Source organism: Pacificispira sp. (genome assembly GCF_965228185.1).
In the GTDB taxonomy this organism is placed as follows: domain Bacteria; phylum Pseudomonadota; class Alphaproteobacteria; order UBA8366; family Aestuariispiraceae; genus Pacificispira.
Map to the genome: position 1 here is coordinate 514,987 of NZ_CBDDHE010000008.1, position 19,067 is coordinate 534,053.

At 64.6% G+C, this 19,067-nt stretch carries 19 protein-coding genes; 8 read left to right on the forward strand and 11 right to left on the reverse strand.

The features are described 5' to 3' along the window. The first annotated feature begins 161 nt into the window (after positions 1 to 161). Both glpK and ACO06O_RS17210 read left to right on the forward strand, forming a co-directional pair. The gene (glpK, locus tag ACO06O_RS17205; protein WP_421882507.1) at positions 162 to 1,658 is read left to right on the forward strand and encodes a glycerol kinase GlpK; all 1,497 of its coding nucleotides are present in this window, start codon (positions 162 to 164) and stop codon (positions 1,656 to 1,658) included. A gap of 53 nt (positions 1,659 to 1,711) precedes the next feature. Next, positions 1,712 to 2,587 carry an alpha/beta hydrolase gene (locus tag ACO06O_RS17210; protein ID WP_421882510.1) on the forward strand — a complete coding sequence of 292 codons (876 nt, stop codon included), beginning with the start codon at positions 1,712 to 1,714 and terminating at the stop codon, positions 2,585 to 2,587. 140 nt (positions 2,588 to 2,727) lie between these two features. On the opposite strand, the gene ACO06O_RS17215 is transcribed toward ACO06O_RS17210, so the two are convergent. The 9 genes from ACO06O_RS17215 to ACO06O_RS17255 form a co-directional block, all read right to left on the reverse strand. Then, positions 2,728 to 3,306 (reverse strand): hypothetical protein, encoded by a 579-nt coding sequence (locus ACO06O_RS17215; RefSeq protein WP_421882513.1) that lies wholly within the window; start codon positions 3,304 to 3,306, stop codon positions 2,728 to 2,730. Positions 3,307 to 3,392: 86 nt separating this feature from the next. After that, the gene (locus ACO06O_RS17220; protein ID WP_420418805.1) at positions 3,393 to 4,349 is read right to left on the reverse strand and encodes an Hsp33 family molecular chaperone HslO; all 957 of its coding nucleotides are present in this window, start codon (positions 4,347 to 4,349) and stop codon (positions 3,393 to 3,395) included. Positions 4,350 to 4,373: 24 nt separating this feature from the next. Then, positions 4,374 to 5,282: an ornithine carbamoyltransferase gene (gene argF, locus ACO06O_RS17225; protein ID WP_421882516.1), complete on the reverse strand. Its 909-nt coding sequence runs from the start codon at positions 5,280 to 5,282 to the stop codon at positions 4,374 to 4,376. Continuing rightward, a complete protein-coding gene (locus ACO06O_RS17230) occupies positions 5,272 to 6,471 on the reverse strand; it encodes an aspartate aminotransferase family protein (protein WP_421882519.1) in 1,200 nt (399 codons plus the stop codon). The genes argF and ACO06O_RS17230 overlap by 11 nt, the downstream gene beginning before the upstream one ends. A 144-nt stretch (positions 6,472 to 6,615) precedes the next feature. Further along, complete coding sequence (locus ACO06O_RS17235) at positions 6,616 to 8,595, reverse strand: EF-hand domain-containing protein (RefSeq protein WP_421882522.1); 1,980 nt, start codon at positions 8,593 to 8,595, stop codon at positions 6,616 to 6,618. A 98-nt stretch (positions 8,596 to 8,693) separates the two neighbouring features. Further along, positions 8,694 to 9,872 (reverse strand): 3-hydroxybenzoate 6-monooxygenase, encoded by a 1,179-nt coding sequence (locus ACO06O_RS17240; protein WP_421882525.1) that lies wholly within the window; start codon positions 9,870 to 9,872, stop codon positions 8,694 to 8,696. Between the two features lie 33 nt (positions 9,873 to 9,905). Then, positions 9,906 to 10,820, reverse strand: coding sequence for a DMT family transporter (locus ACO06O_RS17245; protein ID WP_421882528.1), 915 nt, complete (start codon positions 10,818 to 10,820; stop codon positions 9,906 to 9,908). Positions 10,821 to 10,849: 29 nt separating this feature from the next. Then, positions 10,850 to 11,434 (reverse strand): uracil-DNA glycosylase family protein, encoded by a 585-nt coding sequence (locus ACO06O_RS17250; protein WP_421882531.1) that lies wholly within the window; start codon positions 11,432 to 11,434, stop codon positions 10,850 to 10,852. After that, entirely contained in the window at positions 11,431 to 12,165 is a 735-nt protein-coding gene (locus ACO06O_RS17255) for an NAD-dependent deacylase (RefSeq protein WP_421882534.1), read from the reverse strand. The genes ACO06O_RS17250 and ACO06O_RS17255 overlap by 4 nt, the downstream gene beginning before the upstream one ends. Before the next feature lie 49 nt (positions 12,166 to 12,214). On the opposite strand from ACO06O_RS17255, the gene ACO06O_RS17260 reads away from it, so the two are divergent. The 3 genes from ACO06O_RS17260 to ACO06O_RS17270 are packed head-to-tail and all read left to right on the forward strand — an operon-like array spanning position 12,215 to position 14,459. Beyond that, complete coding sequence (locus ACO06O_RS17260) at positions 12,215 to 12,700, forward strand: low molecular weight protein-tyrosine-phosphatase (RefSeq protein ID WP_421882537.1); 486 nt, start codon at positions 12,215 to 12,217, stop codon at positions 12,698 to 12,700. Beyond that, positions 12,697 to 13,578 carry a fructosamine kinase family protein gene (locus ACO06O_RS17265; RefSeq protein WP_420418814.1) on the forward strand — a complete coding sequence of 294 codons (882 nt, stop codon included), beginning with the start codon at positions 12,697 to 12,699 and terminating at the stop codon, positions 13,576 to 13,578. Before ACO06O_RS17260 ends, ACO06O_RS17265 begins: the two co-directional genes overlap by 4 nt. Then, positions 13,575 to 14,459, forward strand: a complete 885-nt coding sequence (locus ACO06O_RS17270) for a hypothetical protein (protein WP_421882540.1) — start codon at positions 13,575 to 13,577, stop codon at positions 14,457 to 14,459. Before ACO06O_RS17265 ends, ACO06O_RS17270 begins: the two co-directional genes overlap by 4 nt. A gap of 21 nt (positions 14,460 to 14,480) precedes the next feature. Here ACO06O_RS17270 and hemF read toward each other — a convergent pair whose 3' ends face one another. Beyond that, complete coding sequence (gene hemF, locus ACO06O_RS17275) at positions 14,481 to 15,389, reverse strand: oxygen-dependent coproporphyrinogen oxidase (protein WP_421882543.1); 909 nt, start codon at positions 15,387 to 15,389, stop codon at positions 14,481 to 14,483. Between the two features lie 31 nt (positions 15,390 to 15,420). Next, positions 15,421 to 15,885: a tRNA (cytidine(34)-2'-O)-methyltransferase gene (locus tag ACO06O_RS17280; protein WP_421882546.1), complete on the reverse strand. Its 465-nt coding sequence runs from the start codon at positions 15,883 to 15,885 to the stop codon at positions 15,421 to 15,423. 350 nt (positions 15,886 to 16,235) lie between these two features. Here ACO06O_RS17280 and petA point away from each other — a divergent pair, with 350 nt between their 5' ends. From petA to ACO06O_RS17295, 3 genes are read left to right on the forward strand one after another with little or no spacing between them, the layout of a single operon-like run. Continuing rightward, a complete protein-coding gene (gene petA, locus ACO06O_RS17285; RefSeq protein WP_421882549.1) occupies positions 16,236 to 16,787 on the forward strand; it encodes a ubiquinol-cytochrome c reductase iron-sulfur subunit in 552 nt (183 codons plus the stop codon). A 14-nt stretch (positions 16,788 to 16,801) separates the two neighbouring features. After that, positions 16,802 to 18,118 carry a cytochrome b gene (locus tag ACO06O_RS17290; protein WP_421882552.1) on the forward strand — a complete coding sequence of 439 codons (1,317 nt, stop codon included), beginning with the start codon at positions 16,802 to 16,804 and terminating at the stop codon, positions 18,116 to 18,118. Beyond that, the gene (locus ACO06O_RS17295) at positions 18,118 to 19,029 is read left to right on the forward strand and encodes a cytochrome c1 (protein WP_421882555.1); all 912 of its coding nucleotides are present in this window, start codon (positions 18,118 to 18,120) and stop codon (positions 19,027 to 19,029) included. Before ACO06O_RS17290 ends, ACO06O_RS17295 begins: the two co-directional genes overlap by 1 nt. Positions 19,030 to 19,067 lie beyond the last annotated feature (38 nt).

A 19,067-nucleotide genomic window follows, 5' to 3' on the forward strand; every position in this document is an offset into this window, starting at 1 on the left:
GTCCTTACTGCCCCGCGCCCGTGTCGCGGTCAACGATCACGGTCAACGATCAGGGTCATGGGCCCGGTCGACGCCGCTTGACGGGTCCGACGCTTCGTCGCATCCCTTACCCCAGAAAAACGCGTCGCCCGCACAGGGCGCGAGAACAGGGGAGCAAGCGTATGGGCGCGCCGATCATGGCCCTGGACCAGGGCACAACCTCGACTCGCACGCTGATTTTCGATGACCGCTATCATGTCATCGGGGCCGGCCAGCAGGAATTCGATCAGCACTTTCCGGCGTCTGGCCATGTCGAGCACGAGGCCGAGGACCTGTACCGCACCACGGTCGGGACCATGCGCCAGGCGCTGAAGGACGCGAAGCTGGAAGCATCGGCCCTGGCCGGGATCGGCGTGACCAATCAGCGGGAGACGACCCTGGTCTGGGACCGCGTGACCGGCAAGGCCCTGCACCGCGCCATCGTGTGGCAGGACCGCCGCACCGCCGAACGCTGCGCCGAACTGCGCAAACAGGGGGCCGAGGCCGATGTCACGGCCAAGACCGGCCTGCTGTTGGACCCCTATTTTTCCGCCACCAAGGCCTCCTGGATCTTGGACCAGGTGGAAGGTGCGCGTCAGGCCGCTGCTGACGGGAAATTGGCCTTCGGGACGGTGGACAGCTGGCTGATCTGGCGGCTGACCGGCGGAAAGGTGCATGCCACCGACGCGACCAACGCGTCCCGGACCATGCTGTTCGACATCCATCGCCAGGATTGGGACGACGATCTGCTGGAGCTGTTCGGCGTGCCGCGCGCCATGCTGCCGGAGGTCAAGGATTGTGCCGACGATTTCGGCACGACCGATCCCGACATTCTGGGCGCCGCCGTGCCGATCCTGGGCGTGGCGGGCGATCAACAGGCGGCCACGATCGGCCAGGCCTGCTTCAAGCCGGGGGCGATCAAGTCGACCTATGGCACCGGGTGTTTCGCGCTGCTGAACACCGGGGAAACCGCCTGCAAGTCGGAGAACCGTCTGCTGACCACCGTCGCCTACCGGTTGGACGGCAAGCCGATCTATGCCTTGGAAGGCTCGATCTTCGTCGCCGGGGCCGCCGTGCAATGGCTACGCGACGGGCTTGGCCTGATCGAAAACGCCAAGGATATCGGCGCACTGGCGCGGCAGGCCGACCCCAACCAGGCGGTTTATCTGGTACCCGCCTTCACCGGTTTGGGCGCACCGCATTGGGATGCGGAGGCGCGCGGCGCGCTGTTCGGTCTGACCCGGGCCACCGGGGCCGCCGAACTGGCCTGGGCCACATTGGAATCCGTCGCCTATCAGACGGCCGACCTGCTGGATGCCATGCACAAGGATTGGCCGGGCGGCGGGGAGGCGGAAACCGTGCTGCGTGTCGACGGCGGCATGACCGCCAGCAACACCGCCATGCAGCAATTGGCCGATCTGCTGAACGCTCCGGTCGACCGGCCGCAGGTGCTGGAGACCACGGCGTTGGGCGCGGCCTGGCTGGCCGGGCTGAAGGCAGGGGTCTGGCCCGACGCGGCGGGATTTGCCGATAGCTGGCGGCTGGACCGGACCTTCACGCCGGACATGGCGGACGATGTGCGGCAACGCAAACTGGCGGGTTGGCGGGACGCGGTACGGCGGACACTTTCATCCACTTGACCGCGTCCATCGTAGAAGAAGGTATCGCCATCCCAGAATGAGATCCCTTCACCGTGTTCCGATTGTCAGAAAGCCGTATCGTCTGCACCCTGATCGCCCTGGTCACCCTGGGCGGCTGTTCCCCGCTCGGCCTCTATAACGCTGTCATTCCTTATGACGACGGCAGCCGCCTGGCCGAAAGGGACATCCCCTTCGGCGACGATCCCCGCCAGAAACTGGATGTTTACCTTCCCGACGGCGACGCCGATGGACCGCGCCCGGTCGTGGTCTTCGTCTATGGCGGGTCCTGGCGCGATGGCGAGAAATCCCGCTATACCTTCGCCGGCCGCGCCCTGGCGAAGCTGGGCGCCGTCGTCGTCATCGCCGATTACCGGCTGGTACCGCAGGTACGCTTCCCGGGCTTCGTTGAAGATAATGCAGCGGCGCTCTCCTGGGCGCGGGAGAATGCGGAATCCTATGGCGGCGATCCGGACCGGATATTCCTGGCCGGCCATTCCGCCGGCGCCTATAACGCCGTCCTGCTGGCCCTGGACGAGCGGCGGTTGCGGGCTGTGGACGTGCCCCCGGACGCCATCGCCGGCGTTATCGCCATTTCCGGCCCCTACCGCTTCAAGCCGGAGGAATACCGCGTCACCCGCGCAGCATTCGAAGGGCATTTCGACGATCCGGATACGCAGCCGCTGAACTTCGTCGATGCAGCCGCGCCGCCGATGCTGATCGTGCATGGCGAGGACGATACGACGGTCTATCCGAAGAACTCACGGGCCCTGGCCGCGGCCCTCGAGGAAGCGGGCGTCCGGCATGACCTGTATATTTATCCCGGCATCGCCCATGCCGGGGCGCTGCTGTCGATCAGCCAGCCGATGCGCGACCGGGCGCCGGTCTATGACAGAATCCGGGAATTCCTGAAACGGCCGAGCAGGCGTTAGAGCCTGGACGCCACTCTCGACACCGCGCTCCTGCGAAAGCAGGAGCCTTGGCGCAGTGCGGGATCAACGAAGGTTCCTGCTTGCGCAGGTACACGGCATGAATTGTGGCCGTCGTGGCGTGGTGACCGTTCGCCTGTAGCCTAACGCAGGAAGGCGCCGAAATACTGGTGCAGCGAATCCTGAAGCTGCTTGTCCAGGTCGCCGGCCATATCCTCGGTCATCTTGTACCAGATGCCTTCGCGTTCATTGATCGTGATGTCTTCCGGCACGGTGCGCTTGCGTTCGACGGAGGTGACGGCGCTGGCCTGATTGCCCAGGGCCGGGTTTTCGGCGCGCATTTCAACCACCAGACGGGCCTCGTACCGTTCCGCCTGGTCGACGGTGACAAGGCCGGTCAGGCCTTCCTTCTTCTCCAGCGGCACCTCGATGACCGGCGCTTCGCGGATCGTGAAGACCACCTCGCCGCTGCTGCCGACCGCGTTCAGCCGGTCGCGCGCCCAGTTCCGGGCCATGCGTTGCGGCGGGATCGGGAATTCATGCTCCACATTCGGCAGCGCGCCCGGCCCCTGATAGGCCTCCACGACCGTCACCTTCGCGACGTCCAGATTGATCTTGGGACGGTGCCGGAAGGTGATATCGGCATAGCGCGGCACGGCGATCGGCGTTTCGCAGGCGGCCAGAGCCCCCAGCGACGTAAGAAGGAACGTTCGGCGCAGCATGAACACGTCTCCATAGACGGTGAATTGGATCGGCATAGGCGTAAACGGCTTCGCGGGCCGTTTCAACGGTGCAGCCTGCCTGGCGATTAGGGCGACTTTTGGGCGCGGGCCTGGTCCAATTGCGCGTCGGTGAAGGTTTCCTTGCGCGAACAGAATTCGCAGACGACCTCCAGCGTGCCGTCCTCCAGTTTCAGGTCGTCCAGCGACTCCCGTTCCATCGATGCCAGAACGGTTTCGATCCGGTCGCGCGAACAGCGGCATTTCTCGACAATCGGGCGCGGTTCGAAGACCCGCACGCCATCCTCGTGGAACAGGCGGTACAAGAGGTCGTTCGGCGGCAGGGACGGGTCCAGCATCTCTTCGCCCGTCGCCGTTTCCATCAGCATGCAGGCGCGCCGCCAATCATCCTCGTCGGCATGGCCGATGGATTGATCGCCGCCTTCATCCGGCAGGCGCTGCACCAACAGCGCCGCCGCGCCCATCGTGCCGTCCGGGCGCCGTCCGGCCGCCAGCTTCACGGCCGACGCGAACTGGTCCGATTGGGCGAAATAGCGGTGGACGCATTCCTCCACCGTCGCGCCTTCCAGCTCGACGATGCCCTGATAGCGCTCCATATGCTGGCCCTGATCCACGGTGAAGGCCAGATAGCCCTTGCCCAGCAGTTTCGGCACCGGGGCCTGCACCACTTCATGCAGCGGCGGCACCGTGCCTTTTACCTGGGCATAGCCGCGCAACACGCCGTCGCTGGTGACATCGGCGACCAGCATCGGCACCGGCCCGTCACCCTTGGTCTGCAGGGTGAAGATACCGTCGAACTTGAGCGCCGCCGACAGGCCGGCGCCGAGCGCCAGCATCTCCGCCAGGAGGTGCTGGACGGCGTCGGGATAGCCGTGACGCTTCAGGATCGCGTCGACGGATGGGCCCAGCTTGACCATTCGGCCATGCAATCCCGTCGCGTCGATCATGAAGGGTTGAACGACATCGTCGGTCACGGGGTTGCTTGCCGCGTCGCCCGGTACGGGGATGCGGATTTCGTCGGCCATGGCGGCGCTCCGGTTCTTCGGTCTTCAGTTTCCGCCGAGGCACCACAGAAGGATGCCCTTCTGTGCGTGCATTCGGTTCTCGGCCTCGTCCCAGACCACGGATTGCGGTCCGTCGATGACGCCGGCGGTCACCTCCTCGCCGCGATGGGCGGGCAGGCAGTGCATGAATATGGCGTCGTCTTTCGCTTTTGCCATCAGAGCTTCATCAACCTGGAACGGCTGCAGCAAGTTGTGGCGGACGGGCGCATCCTTGTCGCCCATCGACACCCAGACATCGGTGACGACGCAATCCGCGCCCTCCACCGCATGTCCGGCATTGTGCATGATTTCCAGATCGCAGCCTTCCGCAACGGCCCAATCCAGGACGTCTCGCGGCGGCTGCAGCTCCTCCGGGCAGGCGATACGCAGCTTGAACTTGAACCGCGCGGCGGCGTGGATCCAGCTGGTCGCCATGTTGTTGCCGTCGCCGGCCCAGGCCACCGTCTTGCCGGCGATGGAGCCGCGATGCTGTTCATAGGTCATGACATCCGCCATCAACTGACAGGGATGGGTCCGGTCGGTCAGACCGTTGATGACCGGAACGGTGGCATGCTCCGCCAGTTCCAGCAGCTTCTCTTCTTCCGTCGTGCGGATCATGATCGCATCGACATAACGGGACAGGACGCGGGCCGTGTCGGCGATGGTCTCACCGCGGCCGAGCTGCGTCTCCGCCGGGGTCATGACGACGACATGGCCTCCGAGCTGTTTCATGCCGACATCGAAGCTGATGCGGGTGCGGGTCGACGGCTTTTCGAAGATGCAGGCCAGGGCCTTGCCGGCCAGCGGTTTCGGCGCGTCGGCCGGGGCGCCGCGATGGGCGTTCCCGTAATCCAGCATGGTGCGCAGGGTTGCTTCGTCGAACTTGTCGAGATCCAGGAAATGCTTAGGCGTCATCGGACACGCTCCAGGCCGATGCCGTCTTGTCCAGGATCGCGACCGCCTCGTCGATATGGGCTTCTTCGACGATCAGCGGCGGCAGAAGGCGAATGACATTCTCGCCCGCCCCGACGGTCAGCAGACCGTTGTCGCGCAGGGCGTCGATGAATTTCAGGTTGGTGACGTCCGCCGAGCAGACCAGCCCCTGCATCAGACCCGCGCCGCGATTACCGGCGAAAACCTTCGGATGCTTGGCGATCAGGTCTTCCAGACGGTTCCAGAAATAGGCGCCGACCTTCTCCACGCCTTCCAGGAATCCCGGGGCCAGGATGACATCCATCACGGCATTGCCGACCGCCATGGCCAGCGGGTTGCCGCCGAAGGTCGTGCCATGCGTGCCGGGCGTCAGGCCGCGCGCGGCCTTTTCCGTCGCCAGGATGGCGCCCATCGGGAAGCCGCCGCCGATGCCCTTGGCCGTGGCGATGGCGTCCGGTTCGATCCCGGCCCATTCATGGGCCCACATCTTGCCCGTTCGGCCGTTGCCCGACTGAACCTCGTCCAGGATCAGCAGGATGCCGAACTCGTCCGCCGCCGCGCGCAGATCACGCAGATACTGCAGCGCGCCGGGGCGCAGCCCGCCCTCGCCCTGGATCGGTTCGATCAGAATGGCCGCCGTTTCCGGGCTGATGGCGTCGCGCAGGGCGTTCATGTTGCCGAAGGGCACATTGTCGAAGCCTTCGACCGCCGGGCCGAACCCGTCGAGATACTTCTTGTTGTTCGCCGCGGCGATGGTAGCCAGCGAGCGGCCGTGGAAGGCCCCTTCGACGGTTACGACCCGGAACTTTTCCGGATGACCGTCGACCGCGTGATAGCGCCGCGCCAGCTTGATCAGCCCTTCCAGCGCCTCGACACCGGAATTGCAGAAGAACACGCGGTCGGCGAAAGACTTCTCCGTCAGCCGCCGGGCCAGTTTCTCACCGTCCGGAATGGTATACAGGTTCGTCGTGTGCCACAGCTTCCCGGCCTGGTCGGTCAATGCCTTGACCAGATGCGGATGGGCATGGCCCAGCGCGTTCACGGCGATCCCGGCATAGAAGTCGAGATATCGTCGCCCGTCCGTATCCCACAGATAGACGCCTTCGCCCCGGTCCATCGCGATCGGCGACCGGGCATAGGTGTTCATCACTGCGGATTGGGACTCAGACATCTCCTCGTTCTCGCTTTTTCCTGAATAGCCCTGAAACGCGTCGGGCGATCGGTTACCGCCCTGATCCCGCGCTGGGAACGCGGGAAATTGCAGTCCTGCGCAGGTTAAGTCAACAATCTGAGGGATGCGCCCGGGGCGGGGAGGCTAGAAATTTTCCTTATGGAAGCCGAAGCGGAAATCGGCGGCGGTCGCGGCCAGGATTTTCGCCAGCGGGGCCGGGCCGCAGAAATAGACGTCGACCTGTTTGCCGGGGTTCTCCTCCGCCACCCGGCGGAAGATCGCGCGCCAGTCCGGGCGGTCCAGATTGGTGCGGTTGCGCAGGCCCGTGAACAGGTCGCGGCCGATCTCGCTGTGATAGACATCCATGGCCACATCCAGCGTGGCGGAGGTGACGTCCAGCTTCACCCCGGTCAGATAGACCTGCGCATCCAGCAACGCGCCGTCCGGATCCTCCGCCTCCAGCCCCGAAATCATGTCCGAGAACCATTCGAACGCGTATTGATCGCGGTTCATCCAGACGAAATGAACCTTCTTCAGCCCCAGATCCGTGTCGCCGGCGGCGCGGCGGCGGAAGACGGATTTCAGGATGGCGGCAAAGGGCGTGACGCCGATCCCGGCGCCGATCAGCACCGCGACCTCGGATTTGAAGATATGCGTGCTGGGCGTGCCGTAGGGCCCGTCGATATAGGCGTGGCCCAGATCGGCGTGCTGCGCCTTGGCATGGCCGTGCAATCGCTTCGTCCAGTTGCCCAGCCCCCGGACATGGACGGACAGGATCCCGCTTTCTTCCGGACAGGTGGTGACCGTGAACGGGTGCCATTCGCGCTTGGAGATCGGCGGGTACTTCACGAAGACATAGTCGCCCGGCTGATATTTGTAGCCGTCGGGCAGTTTGACCTCCAACCGCGTCACCGATGACGGCAGGGGTTCGGCCGCACTGACCGGGAAGGCCCGGCGAGTATGGCGGAAGCGGATCAGCCGTTCCGCGATATAGCCCAGGATCGGCACACCGGCCCAGATCCAGAAGACCGGCCCGTGCAGCAGGGCCAGCACGAACCACACCAGATAGAGCATATGGGTGAAGTAGAAGAGTTCGAACTTCCCGCTGCGCCGAATCCAATCCAGCGCGCAGATCCACATGACCAGAAAGGCGATCATCAGGATCAGGCCCGTCAGCCCGGCCGAGGTGCCGAGCAGATAGGCCGGGATACCGCCGTCCAGGGTCGCGTAATTCGCCAGATGCGCGGCGGTGTGCAGGGCCGCGAACCCCATCATCGCGTGGCCGACCAGCTTGTGGAAGGCAATGGCATGATCGACCGGCACGACCTCACCCAGGACCGAATGCCGGACCCGGGTCAGCAGGTGCCGCAGCATCGGAATCAGGATCAGCGCGCCGTTGAAGTTCAGGCAGGCCCCGCCGCCGCGCGCGATCTGGACATAGATATTCGCCCCGGCATCGGCATAAGTGACCATGGCGTTCGCGAACAGGGCCACATTGACGGCGGCATAGAGCAACAGGAAGACGGCGGCGGCGCGATTGCTGGCGATCTTCTGTCCCACTATGCGCAACCGGTCGCCCAGGCTCGGCCCGCGCTTCGGGCGCGGCGGGGGCGGCATCAGCATGGCGGTCGCGGAACGCGACATCTGCGTTTTCAGCTTGGGATAGGCGTCCAGGACGCTCTGAAACTCCGCGAAATCGATGCCGCCATCACCGTCCGTATCCGCCCGCCGGAACAGCGCGTCGGTCAGCCCGTTGACGGCGACATCCGGCAGGCTGGCCCCATGTTGCGCCAGACTGGCCGACAGGATGCGGTGCAACTCATCCCAGTCGATCTCGCCGCTGTCGTCGGGGTCGTGGAGATCGAAGGCAAAGCGCAGCCGGTCCTCTTCCTTGCCCCGCACGATCTTCTCGGCGAAGGCGATGAATTCATTCGTGTCGATCTCGCCGCTGCCGTCGCGGTCGACCATCGCGAACAGACGCCCGGCGTAATAGGGGTCGCGCAGGCCCAGCGCCGCGCCCAGTTCCTTGGGATCGATGGACGCATCCGCCCCCGCGATTTCATCGAAACGCTTACGGATCGTGTCGAGAAACGCGCGGTCTTCCGGCGTCAGATCGTCGGTCATGGAAATCCCCCAAATCGTCCCCGACGCCACTATACCCCGCGTCGCACGGAATGGGGTCTTTAATCCAAGCCTTCGGCAAAAGGTGTTCCGATCAGGCGTTACGGCCCGTCATAGAGCCAGGCCAGTCCTTCATAGGATTGTTCCGGCGTGCGCATGCCCAGGACATGATTGCGCAGATCGGCCCGCACATCGGCGGCGTGATAGATCTCGCCCAACAGGCGCGCCATCAACTGCACTCGCGCGGTGCGCAGATAGCGGGCGTCGCGATAGGCCTCGAAAGCGCGGGGGAAATCGTCGCCGGCCTGTTCCAGGAAATCGGCCAGGCAGACCGCGTCCTCCGTCGCCATGCAGGCGCCCTGCGCGAAGTACTGCAGCATCGGATGTGCGGCGTCGCCCAGCAGGGCGACATTGCCCTGGAACCAATCCCGCACCGGCTCGCGGTCGCACAGAACCCAATACCGCCAGTCGGTGATGCGCGACAGCAGGCTCGCGGGGCGCGGATCGACGCCTTCGAACCGCTGCATCAACTCGTCCCGGTCGCCGGTCAGATCCCAGCCCTCGACATAGCGGTCGCTGTGGAACACCGCGACCATGTTGAACAGTTCCTTCCGGCGCAACGGGTAATGCACCAGATGGGTTTTCGGCCCGGCCCACAGGCAGGCGGAATCCCAGCGCACATTCTCCGGCACCTGGTCATAGGGCAGCACGGCGCGATAGGCGATATGGCCCGACACGCGGGGCGGCCCGTCGTTCAACATCTGCGCGCGGATCTTGGACCACAGCCCGTCGGCGCCGATCAGCGCCCGGCCCTCGCGCGCGGTTCCGTCCGCAAGCCGGACCGTCACCCGGTCGCCCTGGTCGGTGTAGCCGGTTACCTTGGCTTCGGTCTCCAGCACGATCCGGTCGTCCAGTTCCTGACAGGATTTCAGAAGGGTCGTGTGCAGATCGCCGCGATGGGTGACGGCATAGGGTTTGCCGAACCGAGCCTCGAAGGGCTGTTTCAGCGGGACCTTCATCACCGCCTCGCCGGTCAGGCTGTCCATGAAGCGGATATCGTCGACGAAGACCGCGTCGGCGCGGATCGCATCCTCGATGCCCAGACGCTCGAACATGCGGAAGACATTGGGGCTCAATTGAATCCCGGCGCCGATTTCGCCAAAGGCCCGGCCCTGTTCCAATACATGAACCCGGCGCCCGGTAAGCGCGAGTGCCCGCGCCGCCGCCAGGCCGCCGATTCCGCCGCCGACGATCAGAATGGGTGCGTCCTGTGCGGCCATCCGTGTCCCCTCCGGTTGCTGTTTTGCCCGGGATTATGCCTTGGCCCGGCGGCGCGGCAAGACCTCCATCACCCCCGCCCCGATGATCAGCGCCGCCCCCAGGGCCTGACGCGGGCCGAAGGGTTCTTCCGGCAGCAACAATGCGGCGGAAATCACCGCGACGACGATCTCGCCCAACAGCAGGATGCCGACCGTCGCCGGGGGCAGCCGTTTCGCCCCCCAGATGGTCAGAACATAAATCGGGATCAGCAACGCCATCGCCAGCAGGAAGAAGGCGGCATTCGTGTCCATCACCGTATCCAGTCCGGGCGCGCGGCCGATATCCGCCGCCGGAAAGGCCGCAATCAGAAGCGCGCTGGACAGAACGGTCCCGATCACGAAACAGAAGGATAATTCGAAGGTCGGGACCTTGCGGCCGACGAAGATGCGGGTCGATCCGACGGACCAGGCGATCCCCGCCGCGATGGCCATCCAATCGCCCAGCGATTCCGGCAGCGGCAGGCCGCTATCGGCTTCCAGCACGACCATCAGCCCGGCGAATCCGAACAGCAGCGCCCCGGCCCGGCGCGCCGTCATCCGCTCCCCCAGCCAGATCAGCCCGATGGCGGTGCTCCAGGCCGGCGACAGATAGAACAGCAGGATCGCGCGCACGACCTCGGTCAGGTTCAGGCTGATGCCGTAAAGGCTGAGCGCGAGCCCCATCAGGAGACCACTGAGCGCCATGCCGCCGATCCCGTCCAACAGCCGCCGCCAGCGCCACAGGGCGATGGGCAACAACAACAGCAGCACGGCGCCGTTCAGGACCAGGGACGGCCAGGCCTTTTCGATCCCCTCCGCCTCCATCTGGCGCATCGGAATCCAGTACAGCCCCCACAGGACGGAGCTGAGCAGGATGGCAAGGCTGGGCATAAGGGGCGCGGATGGCGGGGCCGCCGGGTGATCGGACATCGGGGCTTTCCGGAACGTGGAACAACCCTTCAGTCGATAATCTTCCGGACCCGGGATCGCAACTCCGGCAGGACGGTTTCGTCGAACCAGGGATTCTTGCGCTGCCAGGCATTGGTGCGCCAGGACGGATGCGGCAGGGGCAGAAAGCCGTCTTCCAGATGGGTTTGAAAGTCGCGCACGCTGTCGGTCATGGTCTTCCCCGCCCGCGCGCCCAGATAGCGCTTCTGCGCATAGGATCCGACCAGCAGGGTCAGGGCAATGCCGGGCAGATGGGCCAGCAGCTTTTCATGCCAGGCGGGGGCGCATTCCGGCCGGGGTGGATTGTCCCCGCCTTTCGGATCGCGGCCGGGATAGCAGAAGCCCATCGGCATGATCGCGATGCGGCCTTCGTCATAGAAGATTTCCTTGTCGACCTGCAGCCAATCGCGCAGCCGGTCGCCGGACGGGTCGTTCCAGGGAATGCCGCTTTCATGCACCTTGGTGCCCGGCGCCTGGCCGATGATCAACAGCCGCGCCGTCGGCAACATCCGCACGATCGGACGCGGCCCCAGCGGCAGGTGGTCGGCGCAGATCGTGCAGGCCCGGACGTCGCGCAGCAGCGGTTCCAGGCTCATCCGCCGCCATACCGGAAAATCTGATCGACGACCTGGGGCACCATTTCGGTGGCGGGTCCATAGACCGTGTCGTGGAACAGGGTCGCGCCCTCCGACGGTTCCAGATTGATTTCCACCGTCTGGGCGCGACCGGCCTGGCGCACCGCCTGGACGAAGCCGGCGGCGGGATAGACATTGCCGGACGTCCCGATCGACAGGAACAGGCCGCATCTCTCCAGCGCCGCGTAGATCGTGTCCATCATGAAGGGCATTTCGCCGAACCAGACCACATGGGGCCGCATCCCGCCCTTCCGGCCGCAAGACGGGCAGGCCGTCCGCACCGACATGTCCAGGGTCCAGGGCGCGACCGTGCCGCAGCGTTCACAGCGCGCCTTCAGCAATTCGCCATGCATATGGATCAGGTTCATGCTGCCGGCGCGTTCGTGCAGGTCGTCGATATTCTGGGTCACGATCAGCACCTCGCCCGGCCAGTCGCGTTCCAGCCGCGCCAGGGCGTCATGTGCCGCGTTCGGCTTGATCGACGGATCGGTCAGGCCGCGCCGCCGGTCGTTATAGAAGGCATGTACCCGATCCGGGTCGCGGGCATAGGCTTCCGGCGTCGCGACATCGTCGATGTTCACCGTCGCCCAAATGCCGTCCGCATCGCGAAAGGTGGACAATCCGGATTCCTTGGAAATCCCGGCGCCGGTCAACACAACGATGGAATAGGTCTCTGGATTGCTTTCCGACATGACACGGTCATGCTACCCAGGTTCGCTTCACAGTTCGAGGGTTCAGTTGATGACAAAATCGCGAGCATCGCGGGTCCTGATGGTGTGCACCGGCAACATCTGTCGTTCCCCGTCGGCGGAGGGTGTGTTGCGCCACCTTGCCATTGCCGAGGGCCTGGCGGACCGGATCGAAATCGACAGCGCGGGTACCACCGACTGGCATGCGGGGGAACCGCCCAGCAAGCGTGCCCAGGTTGCTGCGAAAGCGCGCGGCTATGACATTTCCGGTCTGCGCGCCCGCCCGCTGCGCCGCGAGGATTATTTCGACTTCGACTGGATGCTGGCCATGGACGAAGGCCATATCGCCCATCTGGTCCGCAACCGCCCCGAAGACGCGACGGCGGAAATCGTCCTGTTCCTCGACCCCGCGCCTCAAGTCGGGCGCGGCGACGTGCCCGACCCCTATTACGGCGGCGAGGACGATTACGAATATTCCCTGGATCTGATCGAGGCGGGCTGCCGCGGCTGGCTGGAGCGGCTGAAAGGCGGCAAGTGACCCCCGATCTGCGACGCCGGCTGGAACGCATTCTGGGATCCGCCATCGCGCAGAGCCGCCCATTGAGCGGCGGCAACATTGCCGAATGCCTTCGTATCGTAACCCAGGACGGCCGCGCCTTCGCCGTCAAATCCATGGCCCCGCTGGCCCAGCCGACCGACCTGCCGCAGGCGACGCTGAAGGACGAGGCCTTCATGCTCGACCGGTTGCGCGCCTCAGGCAAGGTGCCGGTCCCGGCGGTCCATCACGTCGACCGCGATCTGATGGTGCTGGAATTCATACCCTGCGATGACGGGGTCGCGGCCTCCACCGAACAGGAATGCCTGGCGGATATCGTCGCGGATCTGCATTCCGTGACCGTCCCGCGCTATGGCTTCGACCGGCCGACGCCGGTCGGCCCCCTGCAACGGCCGAACGACTGGTCCGACACATGGGTCCCGTTCCTGCGCGACCGGCGGCTGATGTTTCTGGGCCGGCTGGCCCATGACGCTGGGCGCCTGCCGGACGGTTGCCTGGCCCGGCTGGAACGCCTTTGCGCCCGGCTGGAGGACTGGATCCCGGAACGCGGGGCCGCATCGCTAATCCATGGCGACCTTTGGATCGGCAATATCCTGTTCAAGGACCGCAAGGTCGCCGCCCTGATCGATCCGGCCTGCTATTTTGCCGATCCGGAGATCGAACTGGCGTTTCTGACCCTGTTCGGCGGCGTCGGCGAGGCCTTCTTCGACCGCTACCGGGAGCACCGCCCCGTCGATCCGCTCTTCTTTCAGGAGCGCCGGACGCTGTATCATCTGGAACCGCTGCTGGCGCATGCCTGGTTTTTCGGTGGCGGTTACGGAATGCGGGCGGATGAGATCTTGATCCGATATCTGGAATGACACGCCGGGAAGCCTGGATTCGCAGGGAACTGGCCTATGCCCTGACGGCAGCGCTGATCCTGATCGGATTTCTGGCGGCGCCCGGCCCGCGTCCGGATCTGGGCGTGGGCAGCCGCTTCATGGGCTATGTCCCGCCGGGAATCACCCGGGCAGAGCCTTTCGGGTTCGACGACCCGGATTCCCATGTCCTGATCGTCTATCTGAACGGATCGAAGGGCGAAGGGAAGCCGGATCGTTGCGACACCAGCCGGCCCGGCATCAACGTCCCGCACACGGCGACGGAACTGGGCGGGCGCATGGTCGGCGGCTACCGGCTCGCCGTTTTCGCCTTCTGCACCCGAACAAAGATCGGCGGCTTCCACCGGGATGAGGGGGACGGCGTCCCCAAAGTGGTCCGCCGGGCGGACGAGTTGGACCTGTTGCTGCGGCATATCGCCAAATCGGGTTTCCCGCCGCAACGCATCTTCGTGATGGGACAGTCGGCAGGCGGCTGGGCCGGTCTGCTGGTTCAGCGCAATAACACAGAGCGATTCGCCGGCCTGATCGCCTTTGCCCCGGCCTTTGCCGGATATCACGGCCGGCGAGTCGAGGCCTGGCAGCGGGAACGCGACAGGCAGGCCGATTTCATCGGCCAGGCGGAAAACCTGAACGCCCTGATCTTCGGCTTCGACCAGGACCGGTTCGAGCCGGTGCGCGCCATGACCTGGCTGCGGGACATTCCGGGCGTGACCTATGTCGCGCTGACCGGCGTGACGATCGACGGGATCGCCTGTGACGGCACGGACAGCCATGGCACGGTCTTCAAGGACTGTTTCCGGCTGACCCAGACCCGGCGCATTCTGGATTTCATCGAATCCAGTCTGACTGTTCCGGCAAGCTGATCGGGTCGATCGTCGCGCCGGTCAGGGCCATTTCGCTTCCGGCGGCAGCGACATCAGGACCGCCTCCGGATTGCCGCCGGTCATCAGCCCGAACCGCGTGCCGCGGTCATAGACCAGATTGAATTCCGCATAGAGACCGCGTTTGCGCAGCTGCCATTCACGATCTTCGGCCGTCCAGGTCTCGCCCAGATGGCGGCGCACCAGGGCCGGATAGATTTCCAGGAAGCATTCGCCGACCCCGCGCACGAAGGCGAAATCGGCATCCCAGTCGCCGCTGTCCAGATAGTCGAAGAAGATGCCGCCGACGCCGCGCGCCTGATTGCGATGCTTGATGAAGAAATACTCGTCGCACCATTCCTTATAGCGCGGATAGTCGGCGCAGGCATGGGCATCGCAGGTTCGCTTCAGGGCGGCGTGGAAATCCGCCGTGTCCTGCGGCACTTCGACCATCGGGTTCAAATCCGTACCGCCGCCGAACCAGCTTTTCGAGGTCACGATCATCCGCGTATTCATATGGATCGCGGGCACTTTGGGACTGCGCATATGCGCAACCAGGGAAACGCCGCTGGCCCAGAACGCGCCGCCGCTTTCCGCCGCGCCGGGAATCTCCTTGCGGAACTGGTCGGAAAAGGTGCCCCCGACCTTGGAGATATTGACGCCGACCTTTTCGAAGACGCGGCCGCCGCGCATCACCGCCATGGTGCCACCGCCCCCATGACCGCCTCCGCCTTGACCGCCGCCGCCCGCTCCACCGGATTCGTCGGGACGCTCCCAGGTCGTGCGCTCGAACTTGCCCGGCGCCAGGTCGGCATGCGGCATGCCGTCGGCCAGTTCGGTCTCCAGCCGTTCGAATTCGGCGCAGATCCGGTCGCGCAAAGCCGCGAACCATTCGGCGGCCAGGGTTTTCTTCTCGTCCAGATTATCGGTCATGCTCTGTCTTCTTTCTGGTCCGGCGGCAGGGTTACACGCCGTCGTCCGAACTGGGAAGCCCGCCGGTCTGGCGCAAAGCCTCGGATAGGATGATCCCGGCACTGACCGCCAGGTTGAACGACCGAATGTTCGGGCGCATCGGAATCCGGATCCGCGCATCCGCCGCGGCATGGACATAGTCGGGCGCGCCGCTGCTTTCCGACCCGAAGATCAGAATGTCGCCGGTCTGAAAGGCGAAATCGTAAATCGGGACGCTGGCCTTCGTCGTCGCCAGCACCAGACGGCCCGCCCGCGCCGCCCGGAACGCGTCCCAATCCTTATGGACGGTCATATGGGCCTTGGCGATGTAATCCATGCCCGCGCGTTTCAGTTTGGCATCGGTCATCTGAAAGCCGCAGGGCTCGATAATGTCCAGCGGTACGCCGAAACAAGCACACAGGCGCAGAACACCGCCCGTGTTCTGGGGAATTTCCGGGTTGTTCAGGGCGATCCGCATGGTCGGCGCGCATCCAAAGTTTCGTCCGTTCGACAGGCGCGCATAAACCGCGCGACGGGCCGGACTGTCAACCGGCGCAGATCGTTGAAATTCCCCAATTAAGAACGGTTCGCAATGCCGTCGGCAACCTTTTCTTCCGCGCAACAATGCAGTATACGGTGCGGCGGTGCCGGGGGGCACTGACGGGAGAGGTTTCCTAAGGCATCTTCGCGGACAGACCCCGACAGTGACGTCTTGCGGCAGGTTGTCGCAAACCGTCTCGATATTCCCGGCGAAGAATTTATGGTAGCGTGGAAAGCTGGGGAAAGCCCCGCTTTTCTAGGGTTTTACGAGTTTCGAGGGGATTCGAAATGGCGGAAGCGACACAGTCCGGTCATGATGCCGATGAGGGCACGGGCCGGCGCGATTTCCTGAACTATCTGGCCGTCGGGGTCGGTGCCGTCGGCGCCGGCGTTTTCGCCTGGCCCGTCATCAACAGCATGAACCCGTCCAAGGACGTTCTGGCGCTCGCCTCGATCGAGGTCGATCTGAGCCAGGTCGAGGTCGGGTCCGCCATCAAGGTGTTCTGGCGCGGCAAGCCGGTGTTCATCCGGCACCGGACGGAAGCCGAAATCAGCGAGGCTGCCGAGGTCGATCCGCAGGATCTGATCGATCCGCAGAGCGACGCGGAACGCGCCGCGCGGCCGGAATGGCTGATCCTGGTCGGCGTCTGCACCCATCTGGGCTGCATTCCGACCGGCACTGCCGAAGGCGAAACCAAAGGCGAGTTCGGCGGCTGGTTCTGCCCGTGCCATGGGTCGCACTACGACACGTCCGGGCGTATCCGCAAAGGCCCGGCGCCGGCCAACCTGCCCGTGCCAGAGCATGAATTCCTGACCGATACGACGGTTCGGATCGGTTAACGGAGGCTTCCCTTATGAGCGATCATCCCGCCCCCAATTTCAAGAATCCGGTGATCCGTTGGGTCGATTCCCGACTGCCGGTGTTCTCTTATGTGCATGCCGAATACGGCGTGTTCCCGATGCCGAAGAACCTGAACTATTTCTGGAACTTCGGCGCCCTGGCCATGGTTGTCCTGGTGACGATGATCGTCACCGGCATCATGCTGGCCATGCAATACACCGCGCATGTCGACATGGCGTTCAATTCCGTTGAACGCATCATGCGAGACGTGAACAGCGGTTGGCTGCTGCGCTATATACACATGAACGGCGCGTCGATGTTCTTCATCGTCGTCTATATCCACATTTTCCGCGGCATGTATTACGGGTCCTACAAGGCCCCGCGCGAATTGCTGTGGATTCTGGGGGTTATCATTCTGGTCCTGATGATGGGCACGGCCTTCATGGGTTACGTGCTGCCTTGGGGTCAGATGAGCTTCTGGGGCGCGACGGTCATTACCAACCTGTTCTCGGCCATTCCGCTGGTCGGCGACCACATCGTCACGCTGCTGTGGGGCGGGTTCTCGGTCGATAACCCGACGCTGAACCGCTTCTTCGCGCTGCACTACCTGCTGCCCTTCGTCATCGTCGGCGTGGTTGCGCTGCATGTCGTCGCGCTGCACGTGACCAAGTCGAACAACCCGGACGGCATCGAGCCGCGCGGGCCGCAGGACACGGTGCCCTTCCACCCGTATTTCACCGCCAAGGACACGCTGGGCCTGGCCGTCTTCCTGATGGTCTTCGCCTTCTTCGTCTTCTTCGCGCCGAACTATATGGGCCATCCGGACAACTATATCGAAGCCGATCCGCTGGTGACGCCGGCGCATATCGTGCCGGAATGGTACTTCCTGCCGTTCTACGCGATCCTGCGGTCCTTCGTCGACGGCTGGTGGGTGCATGAGATCTTCTTCGGCTGGTGGGCGACCGCCAAGCTGGCCGGTGTCCTGGCCATGTTCGGGTCGCTGATCATCCTGGCGCTGCTGCCGTGGCTGGACACGTCCAAGGTCCGGTCCTGCCGCTACCGTCCGATCTACAAGTGGGCGACGATCCTGTTCCTGATCAACTTCATCGTCCTCGGCTGGGTCGGCGGCAAGCCGGCGGAAGAACCTTATGTCACGATCGCCCAGGGCACGACGATGTACTACTTCTTCCACTTCCTGATCCTGACCCCGCTGATCGGCTGGATCGAACGCCCGAAACCGCTGCCCGCCAGCATTTCGGAACCGGTGCTGAAAGCCGGTGGCGGCGCCCAGATCGCCGGAGCCACCGCCGCGAAAATGGAGAAGGCGTAATGCGTAAACTCGGTCTTTCCATCGCAACGGCCGCCCTCGTCGCCTTCGGCGCGGGCCAGGCCAGCCAGGAAGCCGCGGCCGCCAGCGCCGCGCATCCGCCCCAGGGAGACTTCGGGTTCACCGGCTTCTTCGGCAAGTTCGACCGGGACGCGGCCCAACGCGGCTTGCAGGTCTATCTCGGTGTCTGTGCTTCGTGCCACGGCCTCGACCTGATCCGCTATCGCGAATTGTCGGGTCTCGGCTACAGTGAAGAGCAGATCAAGGCCTATGCGGCCCAGGTCGAGGTCACCGACGGCCCGAACGAAGACGGCGACATGTTCACCCGTCCGGGCGAACCCAAGGATCGCTTCGTCAATCCGTACCGCAACGTGCAGGAAGCGGCGGCGATCAACGGCGGGAAAGCCCCGCCGGACCTGTCGCTGATCGTCAAGGCCCGTGCCCATGGCCTGGGCTCGATCGGCGCCAACTTCCTGGACATGCTCCAGGGTGGCGAGTTCGCGACCGGCGCGTCCTATGTGTCGGCCCTGCTCGGCACCGGCTATGTCGAAGAGCCGACCCTGGACGACAAGAAACTGTGCAAACCGCAACCGGCCGGCAAATCCCAGGAAGATTGGGAAGCCGAGCTGAATGCATGGTCCCTGCCGCCGGGTACCTATTTCAACAAATGGTTCCCGGGCTGCGCCATCGGCATGCCCAACCCGCTTTATGACGATGCCGTCGAATACACCGACGGGACCGCCGCCACGCCGGAACAGATGGGTCAGGATGTGGCCGAGTTCCTGGCCTGGGCGTCGGAGCCGAGCATGGAAGCGCGTAAGGAAACCGGCATCGCGGTGCTGCTGTTCCTGGCCGTTTTCACCGGCATCATGATCGCCGTGAAGCGCCAGACCTGGGCCAACGTCAAACACTGACAGCGCCGGGTTTCGTGAGAGTTGAAGGCCCGCGCCCT